13 protein-coding genes and 1 pseudogene are annotated in these 19,025 nt (G+C 51.8%); 4 read left to right on the top strand and 10 right to left on the bottom strand.

Annotated elements, in window-relative coordinates:
* Positions 1–84: 84 nt before the first annotated feature.
* On the bottom strand, positions 85–528 hold the full coding sequence (locus tag AC2A1E_RS10525) for a YhbP family protein (RefSeq protein WP_484383692.1): 444 nt from the start codon (positions 526–528) through the stop codon (positions 85–87).
* Between the two features lie 420 nt (positions 529–948).
* Here AC2A1E_RS10525 and speFL point away from each other — a divergent pair, with 420 nt between their 5' ends.
* The 4 genes from speFL to AC2A1E_RS10505 all read left to right on the top strand — a co-directional run bounded on the left by speFL (position 949) and on the right by AC2A1E_RS10505 (position 5,806).
* The gene (gene speFL / locus AC2A1E_RS10520) at positions 949–1,053 is read left to right on the top strand and encodes a leader peptide SpeFL (RefSeq protein ID WP_484383691.1); all 105 of its coding nucleotides are present in this window, start codon (positions 949–951) and stop codon (positions 1,051–1,053) included.
* Between the two features lie 409 nt (positions 1,054–1,462).
* Positions 1,463–3,625 carry an ornithine decarboxylase SpeF gene (gene speF, locus AC2A1E_RS10515; RefSeq protein ID WP_484383690.1) on the top strand — a complete coding sequence of 721 codons (2,163 nt, stop codon included), beginning with the start codon at positions 1,463–1,465 and terminating at the stop codon, positions 3,623–3,625.
* Between the two features lie 116 nt (positions 3,626–3,741).
* Positions 3,742–5,058 (top strand): putrescine-ornithine antiporter, encoded by a 1,317-nt coding sequence (potE, locus tag AC2A1E_RS10510; RefSeq protein ID WP_484383689.1) that lies wholly within the window; start codon positions 3,742–3,744, stop codon positions 5,056–5,058.
* 580 nt (positions 5,059–5,638) lie between these two features.
* Positions 5,639–5,806 carry a YhfL family protein gene (locus AC2A1E_RS10505; RefSeq protein WP_484383688.1) on the top strand — a complete coding sequence of 56 codons (168 nt, stop codon included), beginning with the start codon at positions 5,639–5,641 and terminating at the stop codon, positions 5,804–5,806.
* Between the two features lie 511 nt (positions 5,807–6,317).
* On the opposite strand, the pseudogene vgrG reads toward AC2A1E_RS10505, so the two are convergent.
* From vgrG to AC2A1E_RS10460, 9 genes and pseudogenes are all read right to left on the bottom strand, one after another.
* Positions 6,318–7,265, bottom strand: a pseudogene (vgrG, locus tag AC2A1E_RS10500) (type VI secretion system tip protein VgrG); the annotation flags it as partial.
* Between the two features lie 95 nt (positions 7,266–7,360).
* Entirely contained in the window at positions 7,361–7,837 is a 477-nt protein-coding gene (locus tag AC2A1E_RS10495) for a hypothetical protein (protein ID WP_484383687.1), read from the bottom strand.
* Between the two features lie 4 nt (positions 7,838–7,841).
* A complete protein-coding gene (locus AC2A1E_RS10490) occupies positions 7,842–8,216 on the bottom strand; it encodes a DUF3289 family protein (RefSeq protein ID WP_484383686.1) in 375 nt (124 codons plus the stop codon).
* A 750-nt stretch (positions 8,217–8,966) separates the two neighbouring features.
* The gene (locus tag AC2A1E_RS10485) at positions 8,967–9,773 is read right to left on the bottom strand and encodes a hypothetical protein (RefSeq protein WP_484383685.1); all 807 of its coding nucleotides are present in this window, start codon (positions 9,771–9,773) and stop codon (positions 8,967–8,969) included.
* Between the two features lie 11 nt (positions 9,774–9,784).
* Positions 9,785–12,196: a type VI secretion system Vgr family protein gene (locus AC2A1E_RS10480; protein WP_484383684.1), complete on the bottom strand. Its 2,412-nt coding sequence runs from the start codon at positions 12,194–12,196 to the stop codon at positions 9,785–9,787.
* A 4-nt stretch (positions 12,197–12,200) separates the two neighbouring features.
* Positions 12,201–12,725, bottom strand: coding sequence for a type VI secretion system lipoprotein TssJ (tssJ, locus tag AC2A1E_RS10475; RefSeq protein ID WP_484383683.1), 525 nt, complete (start codon positions 12,723–12,725; stop codon positions 12,201–12,203).
* A gap of 25 nt (positions 12,726–12,750) precedes the next feature.
* A complete protein-coding gene (tssG, locus tag AC2A1E_RS10470; protein ID WP_484383682.1) occupies positions 12,751–13,833 on the bottom strand; it encodes a type VI secretion system baseplate subunit TssG in 1,083 nt (360 codons plus the stop codon).
* Positions 13,797–15,566 carry a type VI secretion system baseplate subunit TssF gene (gene tssF, locus AC2A1E_RS10465; protein ID WP_473190779.1) on the bottom strand — a complete coding sequence of 590 codons (1,770 nt, stop codon included), beginning with the start codon at positions 15,564–15,566 and terminating at the stop codon, positions 13,797–13,799. Before tssF ends, tssG begins: the two co-directional genes overlap by 37 nt.
* 79 nt (positions 15,567–15,645) lie before the next feature.
* On the bottom strand, positions 15,646–19,011 hold the full coding sequence (locus tag AC2A1E_RS10460; RefSeq protein ID WP_484383681.1) for an ImcF-related family protein: 3,366 nt from the start codon (positions 19,009–19,011) through the stop codon (positions 15,646–15,648).
* Positions 19,012–19,025 lie beyond the last annotated feature (14 nt).

Here is a 19,025-nt window from a genome sequence, read left to right as displayed (position 1 = left end):
CGCCAATGCAACTCTATCTCTGTTTTTCAATCCATCTCTCCTTAATGGCCAAACACTAATATTATGAAAAATTAAATGAGCGTATTAACAAGATGAGGGGCGTACCCAATGCAGCTTTTTGCCAAATCCTAACGTGTTATCAGTCATTTTCACTTCCTGCAAAGTGAGCTGCCAGATCTGGGCTTTCATCACCTTCGCCACCGGAAAGCGCTTGCAGTAACGCTCGCGGGCCAGCCGATCTTCATCACCCTGCAACAGGGCGATATCACCACGATACTGCACGCCTTTGATCAGCGCGATGCTCTTTGGCTGCGGGGCAATGGTTCCCACTACCGTGCTGTTCTGCTGCATCAGGCGGCCATGTTGGGTGTGCGGTTCGGTCATCAGCCATAGCGCCATGCGTTCAGCATCGAACACGTAAAAACAGTTGGCGCACCACATCTCCACGCCATTACCGGCACACAGCGTGAGCACATGCTGCTTGTTGAGAAAACGGATGATGGGCTGCGGGTCTTCGGTTTGACTCAACGTTATCTCTCCTGTTACCGACATCTTCACGGTTGAAGACAGTCACAATTAGCGACAATTCATTTTAAAGCCAAAAATAGCATATTAATAAATAATCTTTGCATTGATATGCAAATCAAGCGGGCCTTATGTAATAACAATAAAAAAACATTCTGGCTTTATTTGGTTATCTACAGATCAAATTAGCGTGATACTGCCCAATACTCAACCGGCTTAAGCCAAGCCGATTCGCGCCAGCCTGCATTTTTGTAGCAATTAATTCACATCGGTGAATGGCTGTATAAGCCATACCTATTCATCACGGTGAATATAAAATGAATAATTATTTATAAACAGCCACGAAAAGGTGATACAAGTCACATTAACCGTGATTTTATTCGTTAAAATGGCGCCACCTTCACTCAAACAGGTGGATGAAAGATGGAAAACAATAACCGAAAAATGGCACATATCCGACGGACCACGCATATTATGATGATGGCCCACCGTAGTTTTTTTAGCTTTGCTTTCTTTAACTTCAGATAACCTCCTCCTCTACGTTATTATTGCGTATTGCAGAACGTCCTGTGTCAATTCTGATTTCTTGCGCCTAACGGCGACGGCATCACTTTGTCTTTATTCAAGGTAAAGCTCATTTGACGTTTTGTCTTTACAAATAAGAGCGAAAATATATTTCGTAAAAATATACTCTAAATAATTCGAGTTGCCTGTAGACGGCAAGTCTGGGAGTCGCCAGGAGCATAGGCTACTATGTGACTGGTGCGAATGGACGCAGCCAACACCCATGCAACTTGAAGTATGACGAGTATAAACTGCCAACGTGTCATGTTCATTGAACATTACCACGCTAGCGCACACCTTTATTTTAGCGAAAATATTTTTCGGCAAAGCCATTATTTGCCGACGGGATATTTTTGTCTGAAGAATGAGCAAAATGAAAAAATTAAAAATTGCCGCCAATAGCAAAACCTTGTCTTGTTTTGAAACCACGCGTGAAATTACCGATGTGCATCACAGTGATTTTACCGATATTGCCGCCGTGGTGCTTTCCGTAGATGACGTTCAGCAAGGTATGGTGGCGCAGTTAGAAGAAAACGGCCTGAATATTCCGCTATTTGTTGCCGTGTGCTGTGAAGAAGAGTTGGATAACGCGGTATTACCGGCGTTGCATGGGGTATTTGAACTCTGCGGTAAAAACACGCAGTTTTATGGTAAACAGCTGGAAGCCGCCGCGGTAAAATATGAAAGCGAGCTGTTACCGCCGTTCTTCAACACCCTGACTCAGTATGTGGAAATGGGCAATGCCACCTTTGCCTGCCCCGGCCATCAGGGCGGTGAGTTCTTCCGCAAACATCCGGCTGGCCGCCAGTTTTTTGATTTCTATGGCGAAACCCTGTTCCGCTCCGACATGTGCAACGCCGACGTCAAGTTGGGGGATTTGCTGATCCACGAAGGCGCCCCCTGCGATGCGCAAAAACACGCAGCCAAAGTGTTCAACGCCGATAAAACCTACTTTGTGCTTAACGGCACTTCGGCCTCAAATAAAGTGGTCACTAACGCCCTGCTGACCCGTGGCGATCTGGTGTTGTTCGATCGTAACAACCATAAATCCAACCACCATGGCGCGCTGATTCAGGCCGGAGCCACGCCAGTGTATTTGGAAACGGCGCGTAACCCCTTCGGTTTTATCGGCGGGATCGACGCGCACTGCTTTGACGAACGCTATCTGCGCCAGCAGATCCGCGAAGTCGCCCCAGAGCGCGCCAACCAGGCGCGTCCGTTCCGGCTGGCGATCATCCAACTGGGCACCTACGACGGCACGGTGTATAACGCCCGCCAGGTGGTGGACAAAATTGGCCACCTGTGTGACTACATCCTGTTTGATTCCGCCTGGGTGGGTTACGAACAGTTCATCCCGATGATGAAAGAGTGTTCGCCGCTGTTGCTGGAACTGAACGAAAACGATCCGGGGATTATCGTTACTCAATCGGTGCATAAGCAGCAGGCAGGATTTTCGCAGACCTCGCAGATCCACAAGAAAGATCGGCACATCAAAGGGCAGGATCGCTATTGCAACCATAAGCGTTTCAACAACGCGTTTATGCTGCACGCCTCCACCAGCCCGTTCTACCCACTGTTTGCCGCCCTGGATGTGAATGCCAAAATGCACGAGGGCAAGAGCGGCCAGCGCTTGTGGCAAGAGTGCGTGCGCATCGGCATTGAGGCACGCAAAATGCTGCTGGAAACCTGCACGCTGATTAAGCCATTTGTGCCAAGCCACGTGGACGGGAAACCCTGGCAATCCTACAGCACCGAAGCCATGGCAAAGGATCTGCGCTTCTTTGACTTTGTGCCCGGCGAGAAGTGGCATGCCTTTGAAGGTTATGAACAATCACAATACTTTGTCGACCCCTGCAAGCTGCTGTTAACCACGCCGGGGATCGACACCACCAGCGGCGAATACAGTGATTTCGGCATTCCGGCCACCATTCTGGCCAACTATCTGCGTGAGAACGGCATCGTGCCGGAGAAATGCGATCTCAATTCCATTCTGTTCCTGCTCACCCCGGCGGAAGATATCGCCAAAATGCAGCACCTGGTGGCCTTGATTGCCCGCTTCGAAAAACACATCGAGCAGGATTCATTGCTGAGCGACGTACTACCCAACGTGTATAAAAATAATCAGCAACGCTACCAGAATTATACTCTGCGCCAACTGTGCCAAGAGATGCACGATTTATACGTCAGCTACAACGTAAAAGAGCTGCAAAAAGAGATGTTCCGAAAAAGTTATTTCCCGCGCGTAGCTATGAATCCGCAGGATGCCAATACCCAGTTCGTGCGCGGTAATGTGGAATTAATTTCACTGGCTAAAGCCGAAGGGCGAATTGCCGCCGAAGGCGCGCTGCCTTATCCACCGGGTGTTTTGTGCGTGGTTCCGGGTGAAATATGGGGCGGTGCGGCACAGCGTTATTTCCTGGCACTGGAAGAAGGCATCAATTTATTGCCCGGCTTCGCACCTGAGCTGCAAGGAGTTTATATCCAACAGGATGAAGACGGCTGGAACCGGGCCTACGGCTACGTTATGAAACCTTAATTAACTTACAGGGAAGCGGCATCACTTTGCCGCCACACAAAGATAGATACCCTCGAATTTTAAGCTAATGCCAAACGACGGCGAGAAATTCGAGGAACATAATAGAGAGAAAGATCATGAGCAAATCCAATAATAAAATGGGGGTCGTACAATTAACGATCCTGACGGCGGTCAATATGATGGGTTCTGGCATAATTATGCTGCCCACCAAGTTGGCCGAAGTGGGTACCATCTCCATTGTTTCCTGGTTAGTGACCGCTCTGGGATCGATGGCGCTGGCCTACGCTTTTGCCAAATGCGGCATGTTCAGCCGCAAATCTGGCGGGATGGGCGGCTATGCCGAATATGCCTTCGGTAAATCCGGCAACTTTATGGCCAACTATACCTACGGCGTATCGTTGCTGATCGCCAACATTGCCATCGCCATTTCCGCCGTCGGCTACGGCACCGAGCTGTTTGGCGTGGTGCTGACGCCGCTGGGCATTTGTATTGCCACCATCGGCGTGCTGTGGCTGGCCACCGTGGCCAACTTCGGCGGTGCGCGCATTACCGGGCAAATCAGCGGCATTACCGTTTGGGGAGTGATCATTCCGGTGGTGGGGATTTCGATCATCGGTTGGTACTGGTTCAGCGGCAGCGCCTATCTGGCGGCCTGGAATCCACACGCCGTCCCGACCTTTTCAGCCATCGGCTCGTCCATTTCCATGACGTTGTGGGCCTTTCTCGGCCTGGAATCTGCCTGCGCCAATACCGATGTGGTGGAAAACCCGGAACGTAACGTCCCGATCGCCGTTCTTGGCGGTACACTGGGCGCGGCGGTGATTTACATTGTTTCCACCAATGTGATCGCAGGCATCGTTCCCAATATGGAGCTGGCTAACTCAACGGCACCGTTCGGGCTGGCGTTTTCCCACATGTTCAACCCGACCGTGGGCAAAATCATCATGGCGCTGATGGTGATGTCTTGCGTTGGTTCGTTGCTCGGCTGGCAGTTCACTATCGCCCAAGTGTTTAGATCTTCCGCCGAAAGCGGCTTCTTCCCGAAAGTCTTCGCCAAGGTCAGTAAGGCCGATGCACCGATCAAAGGCATGCTGACCATTGTGATTATCCAGAGTGTGATGTCGCTGATGACCATCAGCCCGTCGCTGAATAAGCAGTTCAACGTGCTGGTTAATCTGGCGGTGGTGACCAATATCATCCCCTACATCCTTTCGATGGCGGCGCTGGTGATCATCCAAAAAGTCGCCAAAGTGCCGGAGAACCAGGCGCGGATCGCCAACGTGATTGCCGGGATTGGCGCACTGTACAGCTTCTATGCGCTCTACAGTTCGGGTGATGAAGCTATGATGTGGGGGGCGATCGCCACCTTCCTCGGCTGGACGCTGTACGGCCTGGTGTCACCGCGCTTTGAACTGGTGGGCAAACAGGGTTAAAACACACAAGCCAAGGGTTCGAGGTTGTGCCCTTGGCAATTCGCGCTGTCCGCTACGGCCACTCGACGATGTAAGAGCACTTTTTTCACCAACAGAGACGCGGTGAACAAGGCTTGAAAACCGAGATAATCACGGGAAAACAGCCACAAAGAGTTAAAAAATGAACGACTATTTTGAATGTTATTATTTTAACCCTCCTAAATTCTGACAAAAAACCCGTAAAAGACTTAAAGTCTGAATAAATATGATTTTCAGGTTCAACAGCCCAACCAGGCCAAGAAACACAGGTCATCGTCTTTTATTTTTAGCCAATCATAAAAACATTACTACTTAGTTAATTGTTTGTTTTTAACAAAATAAATACAGAACACATACAAAATAATTATTCCTTCACCTATTAATCTTAGCGAAAGATATAAAAACAAAATATGTCATTCGATTTTTTTGAATGTCTTCTCACGCTTGCTCAGCAGGAGTGGTAGTTTATAATGATGAATAAAACAAATAAAAAATGTTGTTCCAAATAAATACAGTGTGTAACATGCCGCTTGGATTTTTATTAAATACAGGAAAGTAAAAAATGAACAAATTTGCTAAATTGGTACTTATTGCTGCTGCACTGTCTACTCTGACTGCTTGTACTGGGCGTATTGAGAACAAAACTAAAGATTGCAGCTACGATTACCTGCTGCACCCTGCAATTTCTATCTCTAAAATCATTGGCGGCTGTGGTCCAACTGCTAGGTAAGAACCAGCACTAGTGCTTGTTTTATTGGTGACGTATAAAATTCAACTAGTTACCCGCATTTTCAATATAATAGATCTATAGTTTAGATTCACTTATATTGTGAGACGCATAGGTTAAACTATTTTTATCGTCACCAACCTTACAACGCCAAGCTAATAATTAAGAGTTTTCTTGGTTGTTATTTACAATCAAGCTGAATAGCAATTAATTTCACTAACCAATGTATTTTGAGTTATCAACCATTCTCTACATTAGAGATACTTGTGAATTATCCCTTCTGCCACTCATGAAATCCCCGTTCTAAACGCCAATCTTGGAAAATGCGCATCGCACACGAAGTTGCTGTATTCGCATGGACGTAGAAGGCATAGCATCCTCCTTCATAGAAAAAGTCACCATGCTTTAAACAGCAAGGTTCGTTAAATAAATCTAACTTTTTGAAGATCACATCAGTTTTGAACTGAACTGCCCCGAGTTTTTTTGGAGAGTGTTAATTCTGGGCACTCAGGCTGCCAGTGCTCACCGCTATCCCCTGCGGCGCCGAGAAATACAGGGTGTCATTCAGCGGCTTCAAACGCTGCTCAAACATCGCCAGCTGGCTGTCGATATCCGCTTTCAGCGCCTCAACCTGTTCGGCGGTGGCGTTGAGTTGCTGTATCTGGCGTAAGCAGATGTCGATTTCCTTTAGCGCGGTCACCATGTCCAGCACCTCACCTTGCGCCTTGGCCTGCCCGTCGGCGCTGATAAACAGCCCCTTCGCCACACGTATCACACCGTACTCATCGGTACGCAGTTCAAAACCTGTTCCACGCGGTTTATCCTGCGCATCCACCAGGTGACCAGCATTTAACTGGCTCTTGCCAAATTCCGTGGCGAGCTTGATATGCTCCTCATTGCGCTTGTCCTCCATCCGCAGTTTGCTGTTGGCTGGCGTGCGCAGGACGTTGCGGGTGTGGTTGTCGCGGGTGACATGGTCGGGGTGTTCTGAATCGTGCAGCGCATAGGCGATGTAGGGCAAATCAATATCGCCGTTATGATAGGCGATGGCCACTTCCGTGCCATCGATAAGCGGGGTGTGCCAGCCATAAACCTCTCCGGCATAGGGCTTTGCCTGCCGCAACCTCAGATAGGCATAGCCCTGTTCGCGGTCATCACGGTCAAAATCCAGCTTCACCCGATAACACCCCTGCTCGTCCAGCCAGGCGTAGGTATCGCGCTGCTCGCGGCTTTCTATACGCGCAGGCAGTGAACCGTGGATTTGCGGACGTGGGCATTCCGGGGGGCGATAGCCAAAACGTTCGGTATAGGGCATGCCCCACAGCGACACATGCAACCGGGAATCGCGCGCGGCGCGGAAGGTCGCCTGCGTAATCAGCATCCCCTCTTTCAAGGCTGTAATGCGATTGCCCTGCGGCTCCAGCACCTGACCGGGGGCCAAATGGGCAGCGTTGCTGAACATCGCCCTGAGGAATGGTGAATTTAATCTGCCAGCTAAAGAGCGTATTTCTCGCCAAAACGACGTATGCTTACAAGTTAATCGAGAGAATAGTATCCTTATTCAAGAAAGTGTATATATAAATTTCTCCCCCCTATTTCACCTGCAATATTTTTTCCGTAAACCAACTCATTAGTTCCGATATAAAACAACCGACTATCCCTAGATATACACTTTCCCAAAAGCCCTTTTAAACATATTTGATGATCACCTTCCCAATACTCAACCTCCTCGCTATTATGTGGATACTCAAGTTTATTTCCCACAAAGAGAACGTAGTCACAACCATTAACAAATGGTCTCCACTTATCAATAATCGCACTCCTTTCTCTCTGCCATAGTTTTATTAAACCAGCTTGGGTTAGAGGTACCTCATCAACTAAAACGATAGTAGACCTGCACTCCATTTCCCAGTTTTCGTCATATGAAATATCCTGATATACACCATGTATCACACCTACTCTTGAAAAAAATATATATGTAATATATATCGCACCTACAATGCACACAGCAAGAGCCACTTTTAAAAACCTCATAAATTCATCCTTCTATAATAAAATTGAAAATAGCCTCATTAATGAATGAGTTACAACCATACCACTTATAACTCAGAAGGATAAACCATGAGCAAAACCAAGGTGAATCTTCAAAACCTTTACCATTCAAATCCCCAACATCTAATCCAAAGTGATCCTGTATCTGAAAAGACACATTTGCCTTAAATTTATTATCAGAAATAGAAATATAATTGAGAAAAATATTTATTGAGTATGTATCATGAATGGTTATCCCCAAACCATTAAACCAATCATGCTCATCAAACTTTAATGGAGAGTTTTGACCAAGGTAGTTTCTACTTGCATCAAATAACTCAAGAAATAAATCACTATTCATCATCGATTGATAAAGTGACATTCGAGTTGTTGGCAGGACTGTATATGCAACATACCTTATATTTTCCTTCTAGACTCACCTCTTCATGAACTTTGTTGAATACACCATAAAAAACTACCGGCGACAATACCATCAAAGCCGTGAATAGATCAAAAAGCAAAGATAACTTAATGAGTTTTGCATTTTTTATAGTCCCTTACCTCCTGTAATTAACAACAAAGCATATCACACATAAATCATTACAAGCATTACCTTCATCACGACATTAATATATAAAAATAGCCGAATTAACACCCAAAACAATCAATACTCATTCCGAAAAAATATATCCACACCAATCATTAGTTCAGATACACATCAAATAACAGAATGAAATCACAAGCCAAACTCCAATTAAGACCGACGTGCTATTTAATTAACTCCGCGCTGAGTTTTTTATTAATTATATGGCAAATTAAAAATATGAAAATATAATATACAATACTCAGAGCCACCATTAACATGCCTTTGTACGGCAGAGTAGGGAACCAATAGAAATACATATAGAACACTGTAAAAAATGCAATTAAAATACCAATTTTAGGCCTTGTAAAAACAACCAAAAAGAAAGTAAAAGAGAAAATAATTACCGCAGAATTAATTGTAATCCCTGATGATATGTCATGCTTAATGGGGCCGAAATACATTTGGTATATATATATAGCTAAACTATAGCTCACAACCAATAAAATAGAGCATAGGAATGCAGTTATTACTCTAAGAAATAAAATACTATTTTTTCCAAGTTGCATATTTTTCAAACTCGCTTCTTGTAATTGGTTGTCCAAGTGATACTGGGTCTACCTCTTTAGAGACCTCCTCAACCCTCACTGCCGGATATGTATTCCCACCTTGAGAAGTATGATATTGAAATTTTTTGCTTGCATACAGAGCACCTCTTAAAACAAAGAAGTTATCGTACTCGTTAGAGCCGTCTTCTTTTCCTAATAATGCATCAGTTGGAATACCAGTAGCCCAAGTTATCCCCGTCCTCACAGTTGCTGGTATATTATGAAACAAACGAAACGTATCTATAGCAAATGGTATCTGACCCACTGCGTCAGTCCAATATGGCGCCCCTTCAATCATAACAAGCAAATACCCGGCACCAGCTATTGGGTTCCCTTTCCAATCACCACTTTGCCCTTTTCGGTATGACAACGAAGGTCTAGCAACCAACGAAAACGAAACAATATCGCCCCACGTAAAATGTTTATATGCGTCCTTCACATCTTCGGACTCATTTACATAAATAAGTTCCCTATAACCATCAGCCAAAGGCTCGAACCATTGGTATTTAAACTGGTCGTAAAGCTCTTGGGCCGTCAATATCTTAAATGAGTCTTGCTCAGCACCCCGTAAAACAAATAAAACATCTGCATTTTTACGGGTTACTATTAAAATATTAGGAGCTTCGACTTCATGTTCTTTCTCATCCTTTTCTGGCGTTGTTTTCCCTTTTATCCCCAACTCTGTCTTTTCATCTTTAGTTACAATCAAGTATGACTCACCATCTACTTCCAGTTTTATTTCCTTCATTAAACCCTCACTTAACTAATAAAGACCCAATATTCAGACTCATTATCGGTCTTATCGATATAAGCATTATTCCCATTGCCAGAAATAATCTCTTTTCCATCCATATTCTCAATACGATAGTTGACGTTTGATGAAAAACGAATTTTACGGTCAAAGTACTGAGTGATCATTTTCATCTGTTTTAATGATTCCATTGGCATATCCGCCTTGCCCATCTTCGCCGTGCGTTTCACCTTGCGCACATACTGCGCCGTGGTGCCGTATTCAATCTTACCCATCTCGATTTTCACGTAGCTGCCGCCGCCAATCAGCGTGATGCGCTTCTTACCGGCAAACGAGATATCATCGGCCGAGGTGAGCGTCAGCTTTTTCTCCGCAAACAACCGCAGGTTGCCGTTCTGCGCCTGCATCTCTATCGGCCCTTCTCCCGATTTCAGGCTCAGTTGCCCACTGCGGGCAAACAGCCCCAGTTTGTCACCGGCAAGAGCGGTCATATTGCCCATCACACCAACGCTGATATCCCCCCCGGCGTTGATGGCCACATTTTTACTGGCGGCAAGCTGTAAGTGCTCACCGCTGGTCAACGCCATTCCCTGCGGTGCCGAGAAATGCAGGGTGTCATTCAGCGGCTTCAGTCGCTGCTCAAACATTGCTATCTGGCTGTCGATATCCGCTTTCAGCGCCTCAGCCTGTTCGGCGGCGGCATTGAGTTGCTGTATCTGGCGTAAGCAGATGTCGATTTCCTTCAGCGCGGTCGCCATGTCCAGCACCTCACCTTGCGCCTTGGCCTGCCCGTCGGCGCTGATAAACAGCCCCTTCGCCACACGTATCACCCCGTACTCATCGGTACGCAGCTCAAAGCCCGTTCCACGCGGTTTATCCTGCGCATCCACCAGGTGGCCGCTGTTTAGCTGACTCTTGCCAAATTCCGTGGCGAGCTTGATATGCTCCTCATTGCGCTTGTCCTCCATCCGCAGTTTGCTGTTGGCTGGGGTGCGCAGGACGTTGCGGGTGTGGTTGTTGCGGGTGACATGGTCGGGGTGTTCTGAATCGTGCAGCGCATAGGCGATGTAGGGCAAATCGATATCGCCGTTATGATAGGCGATGGCCACTTCCGTGCCATCGATAAGCGGGGTGTGCCAACCGTAAACCTCTCCGGCATAGGGCTTTGCCTGCCGCAACCACAGATAGGCATAGCCCTGTTCGCGGTCATCACGGTCAAAATCCAGCTTCACCCGATAACGCCCCTGCTCGTCCAGCCAGGCGTAGGTATCGCGCTGCTCGCGGCTTTCGATGCGTGCAGGCAGTGAACCGTGGATGTGCGGGCGCGGGCATTCCGGGGGGCGATAGCCAAAGCGTTCGGTATAGGGCATGCCCCACAGCGACACATGCAGCCGGGAATCGCGCGCAGCGCGGAAAGTGGCCTGCGTAATCAGCATCCCCTCTTTCAGGGCTGTAATGCGATTGCCCTGCGGCTCCAGCACCTGACCGGGGGCCAAATGGGCAGCGTTGCTGAACAGATGCAGGCGGCTGGCGTTGTTCAGTTCACGTTCATGGGAGAGGCGGGCGTAGAACGCCCCGCTTTCCGTTTCCGGCTCCAGTGCACAGTCATCACCGGCTTCGCGGTACGGGGCCGCATAGCGGTAATGCTCACCGGTGGTCACCGCTTCGCTGCGGACGCGAACTTGCGCATCCAGCGGGGTGCTGGCGGTACGGTAGTTGTAATCGCGCGTATTGACCCCGCCCGTGACCGCACGGTGCCAGGTGCGCACGCCCCACACCGACTCTTCCGCGCCATCGTACAGGCCTGCGGGTTCACAGTAGGGCAGTTGGACATCAAACTGATACTGGAGCGGGTGGTCGGCAAACAGCAGCTTTTCCTGCTCGGTCGCTGCCTGCATCTCGGAGCGGTACCAGATACCCACTTCCGCGAGAATACGCTGGATAAACTGCAAATCCGTTTCACGCCACTGGGTGATCAGTTCACGCGGTGGATAGGTGCATTCCAGGCGAAACTCAAAGTCCGGGCCTTCAAGACCGTGGGCACGTAACACCTGCTCCACCACTTCCGGCACCGACTGGTTCTGGTAAATGGCACAGCGGCGAGTACGGGAAAGCAACGCCAGACGGGATTCCAGCGCCACCCGGTAATGTGACTGGTCGGCAGAGGTGGAAAGCCACTCGAACCCGGTGATGATGCCGTGCACGGCCTTGCCGCTGCGCATCCGCAGGCTGGCATACTTCATCAGCACCTGCTCAGGCGCAATATCGGCCTGCGGGGTGGTGAATTCAATCTGCCAGCTAAACGGCGTGCTCAGTGCCTCCCGGCCACGCAAGCGCAACACATCAGGCTGAACCGGGCTATCGCTTATTTCAAGCATATAGCGTGACTGACTGTCGAAACCTTGCCATCCATTGTCCATTACCCTACTCCTTTACCGGCACCAGACTGAGGAAGCCATCCGCCAGTTCGATAGTCCGTGGTTTATCCGGATCAAGCTCGTCACGGCGCAGCACCAAGCGCCAGCCGTTTTTCTTGAGATCCGGACGGTTGAACAACCCCACCACTGCCACATACTGGGCGTTCTCGTCCATCGGCATGTTCAACGTCACACTGCCCTGCGGCATCACCAACAGGGATTTGGACACCAACAGGTCATCCTTCAGGATCTTGTCGGCATTGCGCAGCAGCATTGGATAACTCGCCTCATCCACCGCCTTACGGTCTTTCAACTGATACACCCACACCATGGTGGACAGCGGCGTTTGCGCCCCATCGGCGTTGATGGCCGTGCGTGGGGCAAAATCCAGATGCAGCGTTTTGATCTGCTTATAAAAAATGGCCTTCGTCGCATTGACGGTGCCGTCCTTGACGGTCTGGGTCAGACCGCAACCTGCCAGCAGGGTGCACGCCATCAGCGTCAATGCCCGCCACCCGATTTGTGTTGCCATTCAGGAGTTCCTTTCGATTGTTCGTTTATTCAAAGCGGTAATGGCCGTCTTCTGCCGGGGATAATGCGCTGCATTGCAGCCCTTCGTAGCAGCCCAGACTGACGGTCAGGGTTTCACGGTGATTGCTGAGTTTGCCGTCTTTCAGCCCCAGCAGGCCGGTGCGCCCCAGTTGAACACGGCGGCTTTTGGTCAGCCGTGGTTCCGGCAACAGCCGTACCGGAATGGTCAGGCGCAGCCGCACATCGCTGCGATAACCCAAGTAGACGCGCATCAGCACCAGCAGATCGGTATGCAACTGCCCCCCTGGGAGCCAACCTGCCGCCTCGGTCGGGTTCTCGGTGAAGAGCGTGACCAACACACGGCTGTTAGCCTCTTTCCCGGTTTTGCCGAGCGACGCCCGTTGGGCCAGAGCGACCCGATTGCCCTGCCCCAGACCACTGCGATTGGCTATCGCTATCTTCACCGGATCGTGCTCTGCAACCCTGGCGTCGGTCTCCGGGGCCAGCAGACTGACCAGAGCGCGGATCCCTTCAGCATTACGGGTGGGTAAACGCATGGTGCCCAGCAGCGCCAGAAAGCGCGATACCGGCGTGGCAACCTGCTCTGCCGTACCCGGGATCCCCAACCCCACCAGCCCCAACAGGCACTGCGAAGTGGCGTCGGTACCGCCCGCCTCGAACGTGGCCGGATAGGCATATTTGCGCCAAATGCGGTAATACTGGGTGGTGATCCGGTGGCTGAAGATATCCAGAAAGGCAGTGACGGCCTCGTGCCCTTCCTTCTGCTGGGCAATATCATCCAGATAGCTACTGGGCAGCGGGGAGTCAACGCCGTACATCCCAAGAAAGGTGGTCCGCACGGTGGGTGGCAACGCCGGATTATCGGGGTCCGTCTCCACTGCTTTTAATTCACGGACCGGAAACCCCATGCCCGGCCAGGGGCGGAAACGCACCGGATCGCTACCGGGATGACTGGTTGCTCCCAGCTTGGGTCCCTCGGGGTTTTCCTGCTCCAGCAACTGGCAGAAACGGTAAAAGTTGGCCCGCCAGATATCCTTGTCGAGGTAGAGCGTCAGCCCGGTACGTGCTGACTGTGGTTCTCGCGCCATCTCAGTCGTTTCCCTGTAGGTTGCAGCACCAGCGTGAGCTGGTTGAAAAGATGAATATCCGCATACAGCGCAAAGAAACGGTGCAGCATTTCACCAAACAGATTCACATCGCCTTCGCCCGCAAAGTCATCACTGTTAAGCGTGATTTCGATGTCCACGCCCCGCAGCATAAAGCCCTTTTCAAAGCGGCGAATAAGGGTATGTTTTACCGCCACAATCGCGGCCAGGCGACGACGGTTCATCTCGTCATCGGTCCAGTCATACAGCGCCAGGGTACCCCGCAACACTTCGGGGTTATCCATCATGCTGAGGAAATTCGAGCCCAAATGGCTCATCACCCGCCAGTGAAAGCGATCGTTGGCCGGGGGATACAGTGGCAGTGTCGGCGCTGACAGGTTCAGTACCTTGACGGGGACCTTTCCGGCCTTGACCACCCGGCTTAACAGGGTGCTTTCCAGCGCCTTGCGCGGAAGCTGGCCGTTGGTGCCGGTGAGCTGTAGGGAGAGCGATTCCGGTTTTGCCGCCAACTGCTCCAACTCGAAGGAGCGCCCGCCGAGGATCAGCCAGGTATCGTACAGGCCAGAAGGCCCGCGTTTTACCCGGGTGTGGTAGTAACGCTCCGGTGCATCGTGGCGCATCATGCCGCCCCGGTGACGGAAGCTGGTGAAGGGAACATAGGGGTGTTTGCCGTTTTTCACCGCGCCATGGATCTGATCCACGCTGTAGATTTCGGTATGGCCGTCCTGCAAACGCAGGGGGCGTAGCAGGTACTCATTTTCCAGCGGATCGGGCGTTAGCGGATCGGCCTCCAGCGGGAACAGGTTGATCACCGGTGCGCAATGCAGGCGGAAGTTTTCTGTTTCAAACGGCAGGTCAGACGACCAGGCCTCGCTGAGAACAATGTCGATTTCAAACCAGCGGCTGTCGGGGTTAAGGCCGAGGGTTTCCAGCCCGCGCAGTTCCACAAACATAAACTTCGGGCGGAAGCTGAAGTATTCCAGCAGCAGTTGATAACCACTGAAAGCGCTATCGCCTTTCGGCCATAGGCGATCCTTGTCATCAAAGCCCATCGGTTTGCACCAACCGTCAAACTGCTGGCGATCCGCACGTGTTCCGGCATGGCGGGCATACATGGCATGCACGCGGCGGGTCATCGCCAGATGCAGCGCGGCGCTGACCGGACTTTCCGCATTGAGGTAGATGGCAACCTTATCGATCCCGGCTTTGGACCAGTCCACTTTTTCACTGCATTCAAAACGCAGCCGAATAGCAGAACGCCCGTCGTTTTCGGTTTGTAGACGAGCATCAGCGAGGTGCAGCGGCTGCAATGTGAGTTCGCGCGTCGTGCGGTACTGGCACTGGGTTTGATGGGGCCCGACCGGATGGGACAGCACAGAGAACCCTTCAGGCAGAGACTCTGCCTGGCGCAGGTGCTGCCACTCAGGGGCAAACTCGACAATCGCCAGTGACGGGATCGTGCGCATGTAATGTGGCCAGAGCAGGCTGACCAGCCCTTCGGTCAGTTCCGGCAGATCGTCATCAAGCTTTTCACGCAGGCGGCCCATCAGGAAGGCGAAGCCCTCGAACAGGCGCTCCACGTAAGGATCGCGAGCACCCGGTTTATCCAGATTGAGCATGGCAGCCCGATCGGGGTGGGCACGGGTAAATTCTTTACCGGCCTCGCGCAGGTAACGCATTTCGGCTTCATAGTAGCGCAGGGTCAAATCATCCATGCACAGGATCCCTAAACGTTGTCAAAAAAGGAGGAAATACAAACCGGTGCGAGGATGCACCGGCGTTCATATATTCATTTCAGGGTTCGGGTTGCTCGCTCGCGGCAGCTGGCTCAACGGTAAAGATCGTCTCTGGCAGGCGGAACCCTTGGAGTTTGCGCAGCACCAGCGGCCCATCACCCAGCTCACTGCGCAGGATGAACTTGAGCTGCTCGCCATCTGGGGTGGCCCACACCAGTTGGCTGCGGCCACTGTCGAGCGGCGTGACCTGCGCTTTATCCAGCAGGCGGATCAGCCCCCAGTTCCCCTGTTGGTCGGCATACAACTGCATGTCGGCTTTCACACTGCGCCAACTCAGCTGTACCCCCGGGTAATAGCTCTCACCCGGCCAGGTGAAACTCTGCCAGCTTTCCATCTGGTTGAAATAATCCAAATTTTGCTCGTCGATTGTCAGTTGCATACGGGCGACATCGCGCGAAGGGCGAGCCATCAGTTCAAACCGCACGCCGGCATCCCCCTGGGCAAAGACGATATCCGCAATCTCTGCCAGTTGGTTGATGGCGCTGAGGAACGCCGGATCCACGGTCATCCCCTGGCTGGCTGACGGATCCACCACCCAACGATTGCCTTCCTGCTGCAGAATGCCGCTCAGGTTGGCTTTCAAGAACGCAGTGATACGGCCGGAATCGCCACGCAGGAACTGCGCCAGCAGCGGCAAAGAAGCATCGCTACCGGTGGCTTTAAACGGGTAACGCCCGGCAAAGGCGGTATTCCACTGCTCGACAATCGTACTCTGCCAGCGGGAATTCAGGCTGCGCGCGGCAGGGGCCAGCACCTGCCGCCAGGCCAGGTCCAGCGGCTGCACAAACAGCGACTGACCAAAACCGCTCCACTCCTGCCCGAGGCTGGCGGCCGCCAGCCTGCCGTAATCACGGGTATCCGTCAGATCGACAGCTTTACCCTGAAAAACGGTCTGGGCTAACATTTGTGACATCGCCTGCGGATCCGGTGCACTGGTCACCTGTTGCAGTTTGAGGCGCACCTGCGTAACGCGAGCCAGCCACGACTGGAAGCTCAGGTTACCGTTATTGCCGGTACCATCTTTGCCTTCCATCAGCCCCATCAGCGGCCCAAACACCGCGTCCAATGGCCCTTTCGGCCCCTGAGCCTGCGCAATAAACTGCTGGGGATCCTTTTCGCGGCCTATCAGCTTTTTCGCCGAATCCACCAGCGAATCCGCCAGTGCCTCGCCCTTCTGACCCGTCTTGCCCTGCCAGGCCAGCGTATTCATCAGTGCCACCAGCGGCGACTGGCGTACATCGGCTAACAGGTTAAGCTGGGCGATGACTTCCGACAGGGAATTTGCCTCCTGCCACTGGATGGTGTTCACCATATTCAGCCAGGCATTACCGAAATCGGTAAAATAACGCTCGGTCAGGCGCGCTTTCAGGGCTTCCGACGAGACTTCGCTTCCCGCTGGATGCGTTTTGTCTGTCAGCACCCAGTCGATTTCATCACGGCGGGTTTTCACCACCTCATCAATGGCACGCTGAACCTGCTCTTCCCAGGCTTGGCGGGTGAACATCCCCGGTACCACCTCATCGGTATAAAACAGCGTGTCGGGATCCGTATCGCCAGTCATGTCCGCCAGCGTCAAGTCCGGCCAGTTGCTGGCGACGCGTTTCAGCATATCCTGATACAACCCAGATTCCGCATTGCGCTGGCCAATCTGCTTAAGCAGGATCTGGCGCACGGTGCCGACCAGGTTAACGTCAGGCTTGGTTTTCCACTGCGGATGATCGGGCAGATGCTGGGTATAAAATCCCAGCAGTTTCGGAGCCAGCTCCTGCCAAGTGCCCGTCGGTACCCCCTCACGCTGTGGCCACAAGGTCAGCACGTTTTTCGCCATCCACTCGGCATCCGCTTTTTCCGGGTGACCCAGCATCAGATAGCCTTTCAACAAGGTGTAGGTCTGCTGTGTGCCCTGGGCTCTGGCATCGCTGGCCGGGGGCAGTTGTACAAAGGCATTCAGTTGCGTTTTGAGATGCTCTGCTGTGGCATCACGCATCAGTTGCACGTTATTGCGGGCATACAACGGCCAGAGGGCCGCCAGGGTATCGTGGTCCTGATTAAGGCCAAAGCGGGTATACCAAGGTGCACCGGTAGTTTCACGATGTTGCAGACGCGCGATGGCCTGCTGGAGCATAAGCTGGTTACGCAGGCGTTCAGCCAATGGCTGTTGGGTATCCGCCGCCAGGCGAGCCGTCTCCTGCGCCTGATAAATCTGCGCCCGGTTGACGCTGAGTGATAACGCTGTACCAGCCCCCCAAAGGACGATCAGGGCAAACAGCGCTAAACGGAGCACTTTTAGCCCGTCGACGGTGATTTTTTTCGCCCCAACCTCTCGGCTATCCTCCTCCAGCGCCTGCCAGGCGGGGTGACTCAGGCGAACGTGCGGGGCCGTATCCGCGTCTGCCAACTCAGGGCTCAGCATGATCCCCCGCAGCCGGTAAGGGTTGGCTCCCTGCATTAACCCGGTCAATAGCACCGACAAACGGGCTTTCAGTTCGCCCTGCAACTGGGCAGAAAGGCGTAAAAACCAGTCATGACGCGGATCACGCAGCACCTGCGCCATCCCAATCTGGCGCAAGCGCGGCACCAAGGTATCAAGAGATGACACCGCCTCTTCCGCTGTCGCCCCCAAGCCGAACAATGCGCCGGTAGCAGCACCTTCACGCTCCTCCTGGGGCCAGAGTGCTTTATCGGTCAGCCACAGCCAAACCGGTGCTTGCCAGCCCAGTATTCTGTCGGCTTTCTGGCGATGGCGTAAATAGGCATCGCGTTCAGCGACAGAAGGAAGATAAGTGGTATTGAACACCTGAACGATGCCATCCAGTGGGCGACGTGGCCGCACCTGTTTCAGTTCCGCCAGGAAGGTTTCATTCGGTTGCATCTGCGCATCACCGGCGTGGATCAGCACCATACCGTCACCCTCCTGCCAGCGATCACGGCAAAGACCCGGTACGGCAAGCTCAATATCGCTATCGTCGCCCTGCACCAGCAGGATACGCACCTTGCGCTTCCAGCGACGGCCGTAGCGCTGGGTGAGGTGTTCGATGAGTGATTCTGGGGCAAACTGAGCTTTTGTTACATCAGTATGAGAGTGGTCCGTTGTCTCTACGCTGTCTGCCTGTTGATTGGCATGCCATTTGACGTGCAGACCAGCTTTACCTGCACGTTCAAACATACGCTCCAAAGCCCAGGCAATACTTCCTACCGTTATAACGAGTAACGCGCAATACAGGGCAATTCCCATACCGTCGTAAGGCCCAAACCCCGTGCTTCTGGCAACTGCCTCCGGCCAGAACCAGAACATACCGGCGGTAGCCAGAACCAGGCAGATTAACAACAGAGCGATAGAGCCAATAATGGATGAGAGTTTCATGACTTATTTACACA

This window comes from Serratia sp. HNCC26DJ206 (genome assembly GCF_057180605.1).
This window is presented reverse-complemented; position numbering and strand designations above follow the sequence as displayed.